The organism is Chryseobacterium sp. Y16C, assembly GCF_022488405.1.
In the GTDB taxonomy this organism is placed as follows: Bacteria; Bacteroidota; Bacteroidia; order Flavobacteriales; family Weeksellaceae; genus Chryseobacterium; species Chryseobacterium geocarposphaerae.
Genome location: NZ_CP092711.1, coordinates 1,590,190 through 1,606,313, shown reverse-complemented (window position 1 = coordinate 1,606,313; position 16,124 = coordinate 1,590,190). Strand labels below are relative to the sequence as shown.

Here is a 16,124-nt window from a genome sequence, read left to right as displayed (position 1 = left end):
TAGTAAAGACATCGTTCCTGATTCAAAATCAGCCTTGAAGTATTTGAGAATAAGTGTCTATTACCAATTCACGAACATGAAATTTTCTTTCCATGGCAGTTTAACAAGACTTAATCCCCACGCAAGTTTATCAAGTAAAATATCCTGTGTTTTTCGTTCTACTGTGAGGGTATAATCCTGATCGGTAATCACTAATTTACCCGAACGTTGAAAAAATTCATTTTGTAATAGTGCTACAGATGATTTTTTCATTGGTTTCCAGTTTTGCTGAACACTTTCTATTAGATTTTTAACCTGTGTTTTGTGTTTTCGCGAAAGCTTGATATGTCTGTTAATACTTTGATTCATTGGAATATTACATAAGAATTTTTCAAAAACCATCTCATATTCCGGGGCATTTGCTTCTCCGGTAGCGATATAATGTAATAAGTGGGCGCATAATTCTGGATCTGTAAGTTGCTGGGTTTTCGGATGGACAAGATTACAATGTTCAAAAAAGGTTTTGAGGAAAGGATGTAGCATAATAAGTCCTGCATTTTGAATATACAGCCCTTCGTTCGGGCTTAAATCTTCGTGAATTGTTTTGCCCTCTTCATCAATTGTCCTAATTGAATTTTCCGCGTTTTCAGGATGGTTTATTACATTATTTTTTATGCTTTCAATAATTTCACTTTCTTTAATAAAAGGGAAAATTTTAATGATGGATTTTAAATTCTGACGGTTGGTTTTTATCTGTAAAAAATTAGCCGCTTCTAATTTTGATATTTGCTGTATAATATAATCCTGAAGGCTGTTATTTGATGAGGTCAGATATTCTGATACTACATTTAATATCAGGCTCCAAATAGTCAATCTGTTGGTATGATCCAGCTTTGATATATAATTGATGATATCGGATTCTAAGCTGATTTTTAATTCCTTATTTCTTAAGATTGTCAGACTTAACTCCGCAATCTGCTCATTGGAAAGCTGATTGATTATTCGATTTTGAACATATTGTTTTGGCAGAATATTTATTATGCTTTTTTCAAAATTAGTGGAGTGAATCATGGCATCAAAAACCTCAGGATCCAAAAAAGAAAAGCCTTTTTTATCAGGATTCCACCAGGGCATATCTCCTTTCTCTAAAAAATAGATGAAAGTCTTAACCATCTTCTCCTGATTGCTGATCCAATAAGCTTTTGAATCGTTTTCTGCTTCTTGATTTAAAATTTCAATAGGCCCGGTCATTTCTGACAGTTTTTCTTCAAAGAGCTGAACAATTTTATCTTTTAATTCGGCATTTAATGAACTGCTTTTTATATTCAGATCCAGTTCCAGCCGGGGAATTTGTAAGGTATAGTCCTCTAATTTATATTCTAAAGCATTGATATACTTTTCTATTTGTGGAAAGACATCAACAGACAAAAAGCTGTTAATACCTTCTTTGATACTCAGTGCTTTTTCTTTGTTGTTGACTGCAATTTCGACAAAAACTCTCTGAATTATATGATCCTGCTTCACATCAAATGGGTTTAATTATACAATATTTATAAATACTGAATTGCTTATTTTTTATCAAATTCACCTCCCCAAAAACCTGCAGGACAAAGACTCAGTTTTGATCTTTGTTTTGCGCTCAGTCTGCATCCGCAACCTCTTATAAACCCATCTTTTGAAGAATCCGAAACTTCCAGAGTCTCCGGATTCATCCATTTCATTGCGTTGCAATTATTACCACTTTTCAAAGGACACTGATTACAGATTTCTTCTCTTACAGAAAAAATAAATTCTTCATCCTGATTGGCCATACCCATTTTGGAGCGGAGTTCGTTGAAATGCCCGCCAATAATTTCATTACGCTTGCTAAAAAGTTTTTTGATATTCATGTGATTAAAGTTTTAAAATTATTGGGGTCAAAATTAGAAGAAGAAAAATCCTTTTACGAATTATGAGGTCTGTCTATTCAGTCTTTGCAGTAAAAGATAAAATAAAGTGTTAATATACAGGTCATAATTTAGGGTCCTCTGATTAAGGAAATATTCAAAGATATTTTGAGAACTAATATTTCACATAATACCTAATCTTGAAGTAAAATCATTGGAAATATATATTGGTTTCAAAAAACAAAAAATGACAATTAAATTATTGCCATGGGTGTACAGATATGCTTGTCTTTAATGACAAAATTAAACTTCAATAGGGAAGCTGTATTTCACTGAAATTAGATTATTTGAATATTGTATTTATTTTATTTAATTTTAAATATTTGATTTTCAGTATTTTGTTTAATTTAATTCTAATTTTTTTCATAAATATTGGAAATAATATTTACTGCAAAGACAGGTTTGACCCCTCAAAATATTTGTCTTTTGGATGGGGGCTATTGTATGTTTGCACCATAATAACAAAGAGCAAAATTATGATTAAAGAAGTATTGACGATTTTAAAAAATAAGCTGAATGATCCGTTAAAAGGCTTGATGGATGATGACGGCGAAATAGCAGTTGTTGATGACATAGCAAAACATGATGATGATACCTCAGAGCTTGATAATAAAGTAGTAATTACCCTACTAAACGTCGAGGAAGAATCAACATTGAAGAACAAATCTTGGTACACCAGAAAAACAGTAAGTGGAAATCCTCCTGTTTATGACATGAAAAAGCAGAATCCTCCGGCTTATTTGAACTTATACCTGATGATCTCCGCGAACAGAACTGCCTATGACAAAGCTTTGACAAACATATCAAAAGTCATCGAGATTTTCCAGACAAACAATGTATTGGAATATGTTGATTCTGATGTGGAAAAAAATTTCAGGTTCAGGATAGAACTGCACTCTGTTCCTTTTGATCAGCTAAGTTATATCTGGGGATTACTAGGAGGAAAAGTGATGCCTTCTGTTTTATACAAGATCAGTGTGATAAAAATCGAGGCCGTAGACGAAGTTCCTGTTAAATTAATTGATAAAGTAAATATAGAAAGTATTAAAGTCGATTAATCATAAAAAACAAAACAAATAACCATCAATTTAAATTTTCAAGACATGTTAAATCTAAAAACACCAGGTGTTTCAGTTGAAGAAATTACAAGACTTCCTTATTCAGTTGCATTAGCCGATACAGCTATACCTGCATTCATCGGGTATACAGACTTTGCAACTGTTGGCTACAATAAGCTGTACAAAATCAGTTCTTTTTTGCAATATGAAGAATATTTTGGAAAAGCCAAACAAGAAAGTATTCAGTTAAAAGATGTAGAAGGTAAAGGAGTAACTATTGTGGCACCTCCGGTACAGTTTTTAATGTACTATTCTTTACAGATGTATTTTGCGAATGGTGGCGGACCATGTTATATTGTTTCAGTAGGAAATTATACATCAGCAGAAGTAAAATATACCGATTTAAAAACAGGTTTAGATAAGATTGAAAATTCAAATGAACCTACGCTTATTGTTTTTCCTGATGCCATATCATTAACAAACCAGGAGGAATTTTATACTCTTTATAATGAAGCAATAGCTCAGGCAGAACGGGTAAAAAACAGATTTGTCATTCTGGATACCTATTACGGAGATTCTACAACGACATCGGGAGATCTTAATACGATTGCGTATTTTAGAGATAAAGTAACCTCATCCAGCTATGCAGCCGCTTATTTTCCGCATTTAAAAACCATATTGAATTATACTTTTGATGAGACTGAAACCCCTATTACCCATATAGGTTTACAAAATGCAGGACAAACCAGTGCCGATTTTTATTCGGGCGAGATTGCTGCTTTAGACGAATTAAAAAGACTGGCAAGTGAAGAAATCTCAAGCGGATCAGCAAATGGATTTGTTCTTGCAGACTTGTTAGGTCAGGCTGTTGCAATTGCAGAAGAAATTAATGAGGCAGCCGATGAAACACATGGTGAGATCCCTGATACAAAAGCTGTTTTAACGGAAGCAATTGAAGAAGCTAAAATTGTACTGGATGCTATATATGATGGAACAATAGACGATTTTATTGTCCCTGATGATTTAGACGAAAATGCACCGGTCTTCAGTGGAGAGTTTGATGCGTTAAAAGCTGCAATTCTCAACGTAAAAGACAAAAAAGGAGCTGCAGACGGAATAACACTTAAAAATTTAGAATCATCCAATTCAGAACTTTATAATCAGGTAAAAAAAGAAATAAGATCCTTACATATTGTTTTGCCACCATCATCAGCAATGGCAGGAGTATATGGAAGAGTAGACAGTGTAAGAGGAGTATGGAAAGCTCCTGCAAACGTAAGTCTTAATTATGTAACTGCTCCGACAGAAAAAGTTTCTGAAGAAGAACAGTCAGATTTAAACATCCATGATACTGGGAAATCGATCAATGCTATCAAAAACTTTACAGGAAAAGGGATTTTGGTTTGGGGAGCACGCACATTGGATGGAAAAGATAAAAACGAAGAGGAAGATAACGAATGGAAATATGTGCATGTGCGCCGATATTATGATATGGTTGAACAATCAATAAAGGAAGCTCTTAAACAGTTCATTGATCAGCCTAATATCTCCTATACATGGTTACGGGCAAAGACAATGCTGGAGAATTTTCTAAACCAACAATGGCTGGATGGTGCCTTAGCAGGAAGTATTCCGAAAGAAGCTTACCATGTTGAAGTAGATGGCAATAAAGATGAGCCTAAAACAATGGACGTAACTGTCAAAATAGCATTAGTACGCCCGGCTGAGTTTATCGTACTGAACTTTTCACACCAATTACAATAATTCTCAACATTCAACTATGAATGAACATTCGAAGGTGTACTTCGAGGAATAATTAATATTAATTTAAAATTTTTAACAAATGAATTACAAAACCCCTGGAGTCTACGTGGAGGAGAAGGAGACATTTCCGCCTTCCGTAGCGCAAGTTGAAACAGCTATTCCTGCTTTTATTGGGTATACAGAAGTAGGAGAGCAACACAAACCGACAAGAATTTCTTCCATGTTGGAGTATGAAGCTCTTTTTGGAAAAGCAAACCCTGAAGCTTTTGCTGTAGCTTTCAAAGATGGCGTTGCAACGGCAACACAAACCAAAGTCAGCGACTTCAAAATGTATTATGCTATGCAAATGTATTTTGCAAATGGAGGAGGTCCTTGTTATATTGTATCAGTAGGAAATTACTCAGATCCTGTACTTGCTAAATCTACTACATCAGATAAAACTTTATTAGCAGGTCTGGAATTATTAAAGAAAGAAGACGAGCCTACTCTTATCGTTTTCCCGGATCTTCAAGGTTTAGTTGCTACGGCTGCTGAAGTTCTTGCCGCAGATGCTGCTTTTCAAGATGCTATAAATAATGTGAATGTAGCTACTGCCGCTGAAGCTGCTGCTAAAGCTGTTCTAGATGCTATTGACGGTGTTAATGTAGCTGCTGCTGTAGCTGCCGCCGATGCTGTAGCTGCGGATTATGAAGTTACTAATCCTGATGACCTTAGTGAAGTAGCTGCTGCTCGGGCTGCGCAAGAGGTTATAGACGCTGCTAAAGTCGCTGCTACCATTGCAAATTCTAGTGTTACTACAGTTAAGGCTGCTGCTAAAATCATTGCAGATGCTTATAAGGCAGATCTTACTACTGCTTCGGTTATTTCCGGCTTTACTTCTCAAAATGCTGATAATGTTTCTGATGCTAATATAGCTTCTGCTATTACTGAGGCTTATTCTGTATATAATGCTGCTTTAGATTTGTCAGAATCAATGAAAGACAGATTCGTTATTATGGATGTATTGGGTAATGATGTTAATTTCAGAAAAGAAGTAATAGCTAAAGGTTTAAAATACGGAGCTGCTTATCATCCAAAATTAAAAACAGTTTTGAGCTATAATTATAATGAAGTTGATGTTTTAGTTACTGGTGCATCTGGTATTACAAATTTAGCAGATTTGAAATCAATCAGCTCTGACTTCTATAATCAGGCTAAAAAAGCAATTGAATCTAAAAAAGTAGTATTGGCTCCATCATCAACAATGGCAGGAGTGTATGCTAAAGTAGACAGTACTTCCGGAGTATGGAAATCACCCGCTAACTTAGGACTTAACTTTGTAGAAGCACCAACAGAAAAAATTTCTGACAGACAACAAGATGCGCTTAACGTAGATCCAACTGCCGGAAAATCAATTAACGCTATCAGATCATTCACAGGAAAAGGAAACTTGGTTTGGGGAGCAAGAACACTGGACGGAAACAGTAATGAATGGAGATATATCTCTGTACGTCGTTTCTTCAACATGGTGGAAGAATCTGTGAAAAAAGCAACAGAACGTTTCGTTTTTGAGCCGAATACAGCCAATACATGGATCCGTGTACAGACTATGATCGAGAATTTCCTGAATCAGCAGTGGCAGGATGGAGCTTTGGCGGGAAGCAAGCCTGAAGAAGCGTATTACGTGAGTGTAGGTTTAAACAAAACCATGTCTGCTCAGGATATCCTGGAAGGAAGAATGAATATCGAGATCGGTATGGCAGCAGTGCGTCCGGCTGAATTTATCGTATTACGCTTTTCACATAAACTACAGGAAGCATAAAATAAATTAATAACAATAAATATACATACATTATGAGTACATATCCATTAGTAAAGTTTGCCTTTGAAGTAGATTGGGGCGGAACAAAAGTAGGATTCCAGGAAGTATCGGGATTAAATGCCGAAGCAGCTTTAATTGAATACAGACACGGAGCAAGCCCGGACTTCAGCAAGATTAAAATGCCGGGATTGAAAACTTACAGCAACCTTACATTGAAGAGAGGAACTTTCAAAGGAGATAACGAATTTTTTGAATGGTTCCAGACAATTCAATTGAATACGGTAGAGAGAAGATCGATTACAATCTCTCTTTTGGATGAGAATGGGGAGCCTGCAGTAACCTGGAAAGTGAAAAATGCATTCGTTCTTAAAGTGAATTCAACAGATCTGAAAGCAGAAGGTAATGAAGTTGCCATTGAAACACTGGAAATTGCACACGAAGGATTAACTATCGAAAATAACTAATTATTAACTTAAAAATTAAAAAAAATGAATTACAAAACACCTGGAGTCTACGTAGAGGAAATTGCAAAATTCCCACCCTCTGTAGCACAAGTAGAAACAGCTATTCCTGCTTTTATCGGATATACTGAAAAGGGACAAAAAAATGAACCGACGAGAATCTCTTCTATATTGGAGTACGAAACGCTTTTCGGAAAAGCAAAAAATGAAGCTTTCACATTTGCTGTAGCTGCTGCAACTACAACACCTCCAATTAAGCCAAGAACTGTTACTGCGACTTTAGCAACACCTAGTCCTTTTAAAATGTATTATGCTATGCAAATGTATTTTGCCAATGGTGGAGGACCATGTTATATTGTTTCTGTAGGAGATTTGGCAACTGGTTATCCAACTTCAGTTGATAAGGGAGATTTAGAAGATGGTCTTGATACGTTAGAAAAAGAAGACGAACCAACTCTTATCGTTTTCCCGGATGCTGAAGGTTTAAGTTTAGACAACGCTTATGATTTATATGGTTTGGCTTTAGACCATGCAGGATTGATGAAAGACAGATTTGTTATCATGGATGTTGTTGGAAATACTAATACTGCAGTTGCTGATTTTAGAGATAAATTGGACAGTAGCGAAAATTTAAAATATGGTGCTGCTTATTATCCAAAATTAGAAACAGTTTTATCTTATAGCTATGATCCAGCTATTATGGTTCAAGGTCAAACTTTAGAGCATTGGAAAACTCATGATTCTGAATTGTATAACCTGGCTAAAAATGCTATCGAATCTAACAGAGTGATAATGGCTCCGTCATCAACAATGGCGGGAGTGTATGCTAAAGTAGACAGTACTTCCGGAGTATTTAAAGCTCCTGCTAATGTTGGACTTAACTATGTAGTAGCTCCTACCGTAAAAATTTCTCACGAAGATCAGGAAAGCCTTAACGTAGATCCAACTGCCGGAAAATCAATTAACGCTATCAGATCATTCACAGGAAAAGGAAATTTGGTTTGGGGAGCAAGAACACTGGACGGAAACAGCAATGAATGGAGATATATCTCTGTACGTCGTTTCTTCAACATGGTGGAAGAATCTGTGAAAAAAGCAACAGAACGTTTCGTTTTTGAGCCGAATACAGCCAATACATGGATCCGTGTACAGACTATGATCGAGAATTTCCTGAATCAGCAGTGGCAGGACGGAGCTTTGGCAGGAAGCAAGCCTGAAGAGGCGTATTACGTGAGTGTAGGTTTAAACAAAACCATGTCTGCTCAGGATATCCTGGAAGGAAGAATGAACATCGAGATCGGTATGGCAGCAGTGCGTCCGGCTGAATTTATCGTATTACGCTTTTCACATAAACTACAGGAAGCATAAAATAAATTAATAACAATAAATATACATACATTATGAGTACATATCCATTAGTAAAGTTTGCCTTTGAAGTAGATTGGGGCGGAACAAAAGTAGGATTCCAGGAAGTATCGGGATTAAATGCCGAAGCAGCTTTAATTGAATACAGACACGGAGCAAGCCCGGACTTCAGCAAGATTAAAATGCCGGGATTGAAAACTTACAGCAACCTTACATTGAAGAGAGGAACTTTCAAAGGAGATAACGAATTTTTTGAATGGTTCCAGACAATTCAATTGAATACGGTAGAGAGAAGATCGATTACAATCTCTCTTTTGGATGAGAATGGGGAGCCTGCAGTAACCTGGAAAGTGAAAAATGCATTCGTTCTTAAAGTGAATTCAACAGATCTGAAAGCAGAAGGTAATGAAGTTGCCATTGAAACACTGGAAATTGCACACGAAGGATTAACTATCGAAAATAACTAATCATGGCTCTTTTATATCCTCCAACCAGTTTCTCTTTTATTGTTAATGGGATCTCAACAACAGAGGGTATTGACTCCAGATTTCAATCGATCTCCGGCTTATCAACAGAAATTCCAACTGAAGAATATGCCGAAGGAGGCGAAAACAGATTTACTCATCAGCTTCCTTTGAGACCAAAATATCCTAATTTAGTTCTTAAACGTGGATTAATCGTAAGTTCTGGATTGATCAGCTGGTGCAGAAATGCGATGGAAAACTTCGAGTTTGAACCCAGAGATCTGATCATTACCCTTTCGGGAGGCCTGCAATCTACAGCACCTTTAATGGTTTGGAATGTAGTTGGAGCGTATCCTGTAAAATGGGAAGTCTCAGAATTCAACGCAGAAGAAAGCAAACTTGCTATTGAAACCATAGAACTGAAATACAGATATTTCACAATACCCTCATCATTAGCAAGCTTAGGCTTGTAATTTCTAAATCTAATCTAAGCACGAAAAGTGTGGTAGTTTTCAGATAACATTCAGCAAAATTTTTCAGATAAATAACAAAAGATTGGTCTATAGCAAGACTGAACGCACTCTCCATGTGCTTAGATTTTTTTTTAAATAAATATGTTAAATCATTGGTTATTAGTGTTTTTGGATATTAATAATTGATTAAAAAACAAACGAAATGCCAATAGAAATAAAAGAGCTTCACATTAAAATAAATGTGGATGAAAAAGCAGCAACAACAACAAATGCAACATCAGTTGATGAAGCAAAAATTATGCGGGCAATTAGTGAAAGCGTAGAACAAATGTCAAATATTGAAAAACGTAAAAAAGAAAGATAATGGGAGGAGAAATTATGAAAGTAAAAATAGATTCTTATGAGGATTCTAGTTATAAAAAAATAAAAACCAGAGGGGCTTTTAAAGCCCTTATTAATCCAACTGGGTTTTCTTTTACACGTAAAAACGATTTTAATAAGGAACAGGCAAGCGGAGCAAGTGATGGTGAACAAAAATTTGATAAGACTTCCGCTCCGTCTTTACAATTGGAATTTTTATTTGACGGTACAGGAGTAGTAAAAGATAACCCTGGTAATAAGCTTATAAATAAGATAAAGGAAGGTTTAGGAAAAAAAGATCCTTTTAGTAAAACATCTGTTACTCAGCAATTGTATGATTTCTACGAAGCAACTGGACAATATGATGGTACAATTCATAAACCGTATAATGTCATCATTATTTGGGGAAAATTTGAATTTAAGGGAATCCTTAACGAATTTACAATAGATTATAAATTATTTAATAATGATGGGACTCCTTTAAGAGCTATCGGAAAAGCAAATTTCGGCGGATCAATTAGTAAAGAACTTGCCGCAAAAATTGCAAAAACAACTTCTCCAGACCTTACCCATAAAAGAACTGTACAAGACGGAGATACACTTCCTCTAATGACCGAAAGAATTTATGGAGATTCTAAGTACTATCTGGAAGTCGCTAAAATAAATGACCTTATCAATTTCAGACAGTTAAAACCCGGGAGCGAGCTCTACTTTCCACCTATAGAAAAAACATCATAACATGAACAATAGCGGATACATACAAACAGCAAGGACTTCCGATTTAATAACTTTTAAGGTGATGTCCGGAGATGCCGAATTGCCTGGTAAATACGGAGTTAAAAGCATTGTTGTAGAAAAAGAAGTCAACAGAATTCCTTATGCCCGCATCGTTATTTTAGATGGAAGCGTACCGGAGCAGGATTTTGAACTAAGTAATGAAGAACTGTTAATACCCGGAAAAGAAATTGAAATTACAGCAGGATATCATTCCGAAGAAGAAACCATTTTTAAAGGGGTTGTTGTAAAGCATAATATAAAAGTCAGAAGCGGCTCTTCTTATCTGATCATCGAATGTAGAGATAAGGCTGTAAAAATGACCTTAGGAAGAAAAAGTAAATATTTCTACGACAGCAAAGACAGTGATATTATTGAAGAATTGATTGGTAATAGCGGTGCGACTGCCGATGTTGAAGCTACTTCAAATTCACACAAAGAACTGGTTCAGTATCAGTCTTCTGATTGGGATTTTATGTTAACCAGAGCACAGGCAAACGGTAAATTGTGTTTTGTTGAAGACGGAACGGTAAAAATAGCGAAACCTGATTTTAGTGGAAAAGAAGTGGAAACAGTTGTTTACGGATCTTCTGTACATGAGTTTGATGGTGAAATTGACGCCAGAGATCAATTCAACAAAATTACAGCTAAAACCTGGAGCTATACCGATCAGGAATTGACAGAAGTGGAAGCTCAGAATCCGGCTATTAATCTGAATGGAAATCTTTCATCCGGAGATTTAGCGAAAGTTTTCGGAATTGAAGATCTTCAGCTTAAACACGGCGGAAATCTTACTCAAAACGAATTACAAGATTGGAGTGATGCAAAAGCAACCTTTCAGCAATTGGCTAAAACAAGAGGAAGAGTAAAATTCCAGGGAATCCCATCTGTAAAACCAGGAGTTTCATTAACGCTCCAGGGAGTAGGGAACCGATTTAACGGAAAAATATACGTTACAGGTGTCCGTCATGAAATAGCCGATGGAAACTGGCTGGTAGATGCCCAGTTTGGACTTTCTCCAACATGGTTTTCAGAAACTTATGATGTAAGCGAAATGCCGGGCTCAGGAATTATTCCTTCCATAAGCGGATTGCATATCGGTGTTGTATCACAGTTAGAATCGGATCCGGATGGGGAAGACAGAATTTTAGTACAAATCCCAATCATTAATAACGAAGAAGAAGGAATTTGGGCAAGAGTAGCCACTCTTGATGCCGGAGAAAACAGAGGATCATTTTTCAGACCGGAAATCGGGGATGAGGTGATTATCGGTTTCATTAACGATGATCCCAATGATGCAGTGGTGCTGGGAATGTTAAACAGCAGTACCAAACCTGCTCCCCTTGTAGCTTCTGATGATAATCACGAAAAAGGATTTGTTACCCGAAGCGAAATGAAAATGATCTTTAATGACGACAAAATCTCTTACACCCTTGAAACACCAAAAGGAAAAAAAGTGATCCTGGACGAAGATGCAGACATCATTAAAATAGAAGATGAACATTCCAATATCCTTACGCTTAATAAAGACGGCATTAGTATAGAAAGTGGGAAAGATATCAAGATGAAAGCAAAAGGTGACATTAAGATGGAAGGAACTAATATCAGTATCAAAGCAAGTGCCCAGTTGAAAGCAGAGGGAAGCTCAGGTTCGGAACTAAAATCCGGAGCAGTAACAGTAATAAAAGGATCTCAGGTAAAAATTAACTAATCATGAAACCGGCAGCAAGAATTACAGATATGCATACCTGTCCTATGGTGACGGGAAATGTTCCGCATGTAGGCGGGCCCATCATTCCTGCAGGAGAACCTACCGTGCTTATCGGTGGAAAACCCGCAGCCAGAGTAGGAGACAAAGCAGTGTGTACAGGTCCCATAGATACTATTGCATCAGGTTCTTCAAGTGTTTTGATAGGCGGAAAACCTGCCGCAAGAATGGGGGATTCCACTGCTCATGGAGGAGTAATAAGCGCAGGTGAAGCTACCGTTTTAATAGGCGGATAATAAGAGAAGGGTTTCATATGAGAATAACCGTCATTTAAATAAACAACAATAATAAAACGGTTAGAACAACTAAACTCTATGCTACAGATGCAAGATGTTACAACTAAATATAATACAAAATAACGTATGAAAATAAATACAGATTTTTTAGGAATAGGCTGGGGCTTTCCGCCTGAGTTTAATGAAACTGAAGGAAAACTGGCAATGACTACGGATGTGGAAGACATCAATAATAGCCTTATTATTTTATTGTCAACACGTCCTGGAGAACGGGTAATGTTTCCGGACTACGGATGCGATTTGCAGGAAATGCTCTTTAAGCCTTTAGATTTAACACTTATTACCCAGATGAAAGGAATCATCGAACGTGCGATTTTATATCACGAACCCAGAATAAACATTTTAAGTATTGATATTGATACCCAGCAGGAACTTGAAGGTGAAGTGTTGATAAAAATTGACTACGAAGTAAGAAATACGAATACAAGAAGCAATATTGTTTTTCCTTTTTATAAAGAGGAAGCTACTGAAATATACTGATTACGGGATGTCTGTAGCCATTTTGAATACTACCAACATAAGTATTGCATCTGACCATAGAAAGATAAATATAAACAAATGAAAAAAACAGATACATTTTCACATTATCGTGAAGGAAAATCACAAATGCAGCGTTTTTTAGCAGAATTAGATCCTGGCAATCTTGAATTACACGATTTCGATTTGTTTGATTGGCTATTATTCGCAAACAATTTTGCACAGCGTGTAAACTATTTTGACAAAGGCGATCATACAACACCAAAAGGAAGATGGGGAAACTTCTTCTTAGGTGACGATGCCGATACGATTCCGCGCAGAGAAAGCGTGGAGTATAAAAGTATGAAAAAACAGGTTGCAGACCTTATTTCCCAGTTTGAACAAGACAGTAATTTAACGCCTCACCTCACTTTATTTGTTTGTTTTTTAAAATTATTGGACTTCTCAAAAAAAGCTTTCAATAATTTAACAAAAAGACATCTGGATTTCTATTATAACGAAATTCTTCAGATTGAAAAAAATGATGCTAAAGAAGACAAAGTCTATGTGATTTTTGAATTGGCCAAAAAAGCAATTCAGGAAAGAATCCCGTCCGGAACATTGTTGGATGGTGATAAAGATGCGAACGGAAAAAAACGTATTTACAAAACAGGCGAAGAACTTATTGCCAATCAGGCAAAAGTAGTCGAGATCAAAAGTTTCTTAAACGACGTTGAAAAAGGAGAACTGAAAATGGCTGCGGTTGCCAATACAGCCGATGGTCTAGGTGATAAATTGCCGGAAGACAGCAACTATTGGTGGCCATTCGGATATAATTCTGATGAAACAATTTCAGGTAAATCTATTTATAAAGAGCTTCCAACAGCTAAACTGGGCTTTTCGGTGGCATCTTCATTATTTGAATTGAAGGAAGGCGAACGAACAGTGACGCTTACCATAGACTTTAATAAAAATTCAACTCAAAAATTACAGAATATCTCAAAAGCTGATATTGAAAATAATATCAAAGTGCTTTGTAGCGGAGAAAAAGAGTGGTTATCAGGAATTGTCTTAAAATGTAACAAAAATGAAGAAGAGCGACTGGAGCTTTCCTTTACCTTGTCTAAAGAGTTTCCTGCAGTTGTAAAGTATAATAAGGAAGTACTGTTAGAAAAATTCCAAACCGATTTTCCTGTTGTACGATTTATGATTGAAGGATCAAGGTATTACGATATCTACGAAGCCCTTTCAGAAAAACTAATAAAAAACATAGAGATAGCGGTTGATGTAAAAGGGATAAAGTCTGTTCAGTTAGAAAATGATAGTGATACCCTAAATTCAGAAAAACCTTATTACCCATTTACTGCACAACCCATTAAAGGATCTAATTTTTATATTAAATGTCCTGAAATGTTTTCCAAAAAATGGCTAAATGCAAATATTACCATCAACTGGAAAAATACTCCTGATTCTATAAAAGATTTATATAATGGATACATAATCCAGCCTGGCCAAAACATTAGTTTGGGAGATTTTCAAACATTGGAAACCTCTTCAATTGTAACTTCTGATGCTTATTTTAAAGCAGATGCAGCCTTGTTGGAAAAAGAAGTATGGTATGATAAAGTTAATGATCTTGAGTTATTCAAAAAAGTAGAAGGTAGTTATAAAACTCAGTTTTCTATCAATAATACGAATAATGAAGCAGGAACGAGTGAATCTATCCGATTAACGCTGAACCAATCGTCATTGCATGATGTATATCCTAAGCTGTACACATTGGCATTATCAAGTGAGCCGAAATATAAAAAGCTTATTCCAAACGAACCCTATATTCCGTTTGCTGAAGATATAGAACTAAGCTATAGTGCCAAAGAAAATGCGTATTCATATTTGAGGAAGGACTCTAACGGGATATCTACAAAAAGTGAAGGAGTACAGGTGTATCATGAAGATGCATTCGGACAATATGAAAAAGAAACTGAAACGAAAAGCATCGTTCCCGTGCATGAAAATGGAGGCGAATTGTACATTGGCCTCGAAGCGGTACCGCAAACTACCGTTTCCCTGCTGATCCAGATGCTGGAAGGAAGTGAAAACCCTTTAGTAGATACTTTTGATGAAAAAGAGTTCATCGAATGGCATATCCTGTCCGGAAATACATGGATCGACCTTTCACAAAATATGCTGAAAAACGAAACGAGAAAGTTCCTGGAATCAGGTATTGTAAAGTTTAAAATTCCAAAAGATATCAATACCACCCACACAAGATTCACTGATGGGTTAGTCTGGATCAGGGCTAAATCAAGAAGAAGCTATGATGCCGTATGTAAAGTTCAGGGGATATATACTCAGGCTGTTTTGGCAACATTCCAGAATCAGGAGAATGATTTGTCCCACTTAAATAACGGCTTAGAAGCCAATACCATTAAGAAGCTTATTACCAGAGTACCTCAGGTAAAATCGGTTAATCAGCCTTATAATTCATTCGATGGTAAATACAAGGAAGCAGATGCAGAGTTTTACAGACGTGTAAGTGAACGGCTGAGACATAAACACAGGGCAATCACGCAATGGGATTATGAAAGTTTAGTATTGCAGGAATTTCCGGAAGTCTTTAAGGTAAAATGCTTAAACCATACTTCTGAAACCTCATATATGGCTCCCGGTCATGTTACCCTGATGGTGGTACCGAATATTAAAAATAAAAATGCTTTTGATATCTACCAGCCAAGAGTGAGTAGAGCGAGTCTGAATAGAATTCAAAATTATGTAAATGAATTAAATACCATGCATGTTACTGCTCAGGTAATCAACCCTAATTATAAAGAAGCCAAAATAGAAGCAAGGGTTAAATTCTTCGAACAATACGACGAAACATTCTATATCAGACAATTGGATGAAGATATTAAAAAATATATCTCTCCATGGGCCTTTACAGAGTCTAAAGACATTGATTTTAATGTAGAATTGAATGTCAATCAGCTGGTAAGCTACCTGGAACAGCTGTACTATGTGGATTATATCGATGAGATCAAAATACTGGTAAATAATGTTTTACAAAGACAATCTCTAATTGAAGTGGATCCGAAATCTATCCTGGTATCTGCTAAACAGCATAATATTACGATTACAGATCAGGTATGTATTTAATAATAA

Annotated in this window: 15 protein-coding genes; 13 read left to right on the top strand and 2 right to left on the bottom strand. The window is 36.2% G+C overall.

From position 1 onward, the window contains the following. Positions 1-60 precede the first annotated feature (60 nt). Both MKS83_RS07055 and MKS83_RS07050 read right to left on the bottom strand, forming a co-directional pair. On the bottom strand, positions 61-1,503 hold the full coding sequence (locus MKS83_RS07055) for a contractile injection system tape measure protein (protein ID WP_240582560.1): 1,443 nt from the start codon (positions 1,501-1,503) through the stop codon (positions 61-63). Between the two features lie 44 nt (positions 1,504-1,547). Beyond that, the gene (locus tag MKS83_RS07050) at positions 1,548-1,868 is read right to left on the bottom strand and encodes a hypothetical protein (RefSeq protein WP_100376182.1); all 321 of its coding nucleotides are present in this window, start codon (positions 1,866-1,868) and stop codon (positions 1,548-1,550) included. 533 nt (positions 1,869-2,401) lie between these two features. Here MKS83_RS07050 and MKS83_RS07045 point away from each other — a divergent pair. From MKS83_RS07045 to MKS83_RS06985, 13 genes are all read left to right on the top strand, one after another. Continuing rightward, entirely contained in the window at positions 2,402-2,983 is a 582-nt protein-coding gene (locus tag MKS83_RS07045; RefSeq protein ID WP_240582559.1) for a DUF4255 domain-containing protein, read from the top strand. 45 nt (positions 2,984-3,028) lie between these two features. Continuing rightward, the gene (locus MKS83_RS07040) at positions 3,029-4,747 is read left to right on the top strand and encodes a phage tail sheath family protein (RefSeq protein ID WP_240582558.1); all 1,719 of its coding nucleotides are present in this window, start codon (positions 3,029-3,031) and stop codon (positions 4,745-4,747) included. Between the two features lie 79 nt (positions 4,748-4,826). Beyond that, complete coding sequence (locus MKS83_RS07035) at positions 4,827-6,548, top strand: phage tail sheath family protein (RefSeq protein WP_240582557.1); 1,722 nt, start codon at positions 4,827-4,829, stop codon at positions 6,546-6,548. A gap of 32 nt (positions 6,549-6,580) precedes the next feature. Next, positions 6,581-7,012 (top strand): phage tail protein, encoded by a 432-nt coding sequence (locus MKS83_RS07030; protein ID WP_100376177.1) that lies wholly within the window; start codon positions 6,581-6,583, stop codon positions 7,010-7,012. A gap of 24 nt (positions 7,013-7,036) precedes the next feature. Next, on the top strand, positions 7,037-8,377 hold the full coding sequence (locus MKS83_RS07025) for a phage tail sheath family protein (protein ID WP_240582556.1): 1,341 nt from the start codon (positions 7,037-7,039) through the stop codon (positions 8,375-8,377). Positions 8,378-8,409: 32 nt separating this feature from the next. After that, on the top strand, positions 8,410-8,841 hold the full coding sequence (locus MKS83_RS07020; RefSeq protein WP_100376177.1) for a phage tail protein: 432 nt from the start codon (positions 8,410-8,412) through the stop codon (positions 8,839-8,841). Between the two features lie 2 nt (positions 8,842-8,843). Further along, positions 8,844-9,311, top strand: a complete 468-nt coding sequence (locus tag MKS83_RS07015) for a phage tail protein (RefSeq protein ID WP_100376176.1) — start codon at positions 8,844-8,846, stop codon at positions 9,309-9,311. Between the two features lie 202 nt (positions 9,312-9,513). Further along, entirely contained in the window at positions 9,514-9,675 is a 162-nt protein-coding gene (locus tag MKS83_RS07010) for a DUF5908 family protein (RefSeq protein ID WP_240582555.1), read from the top strand. Continuing rightward, positions 9,675-10,409, top strand: a complete 735-nt coding sequence (locus MKS83_RS07005) for a CIS tube protein (RefSeq protein WP_240582554.1) — start codon at positions 9,675-9,677, stop codon at positions 10,407-10,409. Before MKS83_RS07010 ends, MKS83_RS07005 begins: the two co-directional genes overlap by 1 nt. A 1-nt stretch (position 10,410) precedes the next feature. Next, entirely contained in the window at positions 10,411-12,156 is a 1,746-nt protein-coding gene (vgrG, locus tag MKS83_RS07000) for a type VI secretion system tip protein VgrG (protein ID WP_240582553.1), read from the top strand. Positions 12,157-12,158: 2 nt separating this feature from the next. Further along, positions 12,159-12,449, top strand: coding sequence for a PAAR domain-containing protein (locus tag MKS83_RS06995; protein WP_240582552.1), 291 nt, complete (start codon positions 12,159-12,161; stop codon positions 12,447-12,449). A gap of 126 nt (positions 12,450-12,575) precedes the next feature. Beyond that, positions 12,576-12,989: a GPW/gp25 family protein gene (locus MKS83_RS06990; RefSeq protein ID WP_240582551.1), complete on the top strand. Its 414-nt coding sequence runs from the start codon at positions 12,576-12,578 to the stop codon at positions 12,987-12,989. 78 nt (positions 12,990-13,067) lie between these two features. Further along, positions 13,068-16,118, top strand: a complete 3,051-nt coding sequence (locus MKS83_RS06985) for a baseplate J/gp47 family protein (RefSeq protein WP_240582550.1) — start codon at positions 13,068-13,070, stop codon at positions 16,116-16,118. The last annotated feature ends 6 nt before the right edge of the window (positions 16,119-16,124 follow it).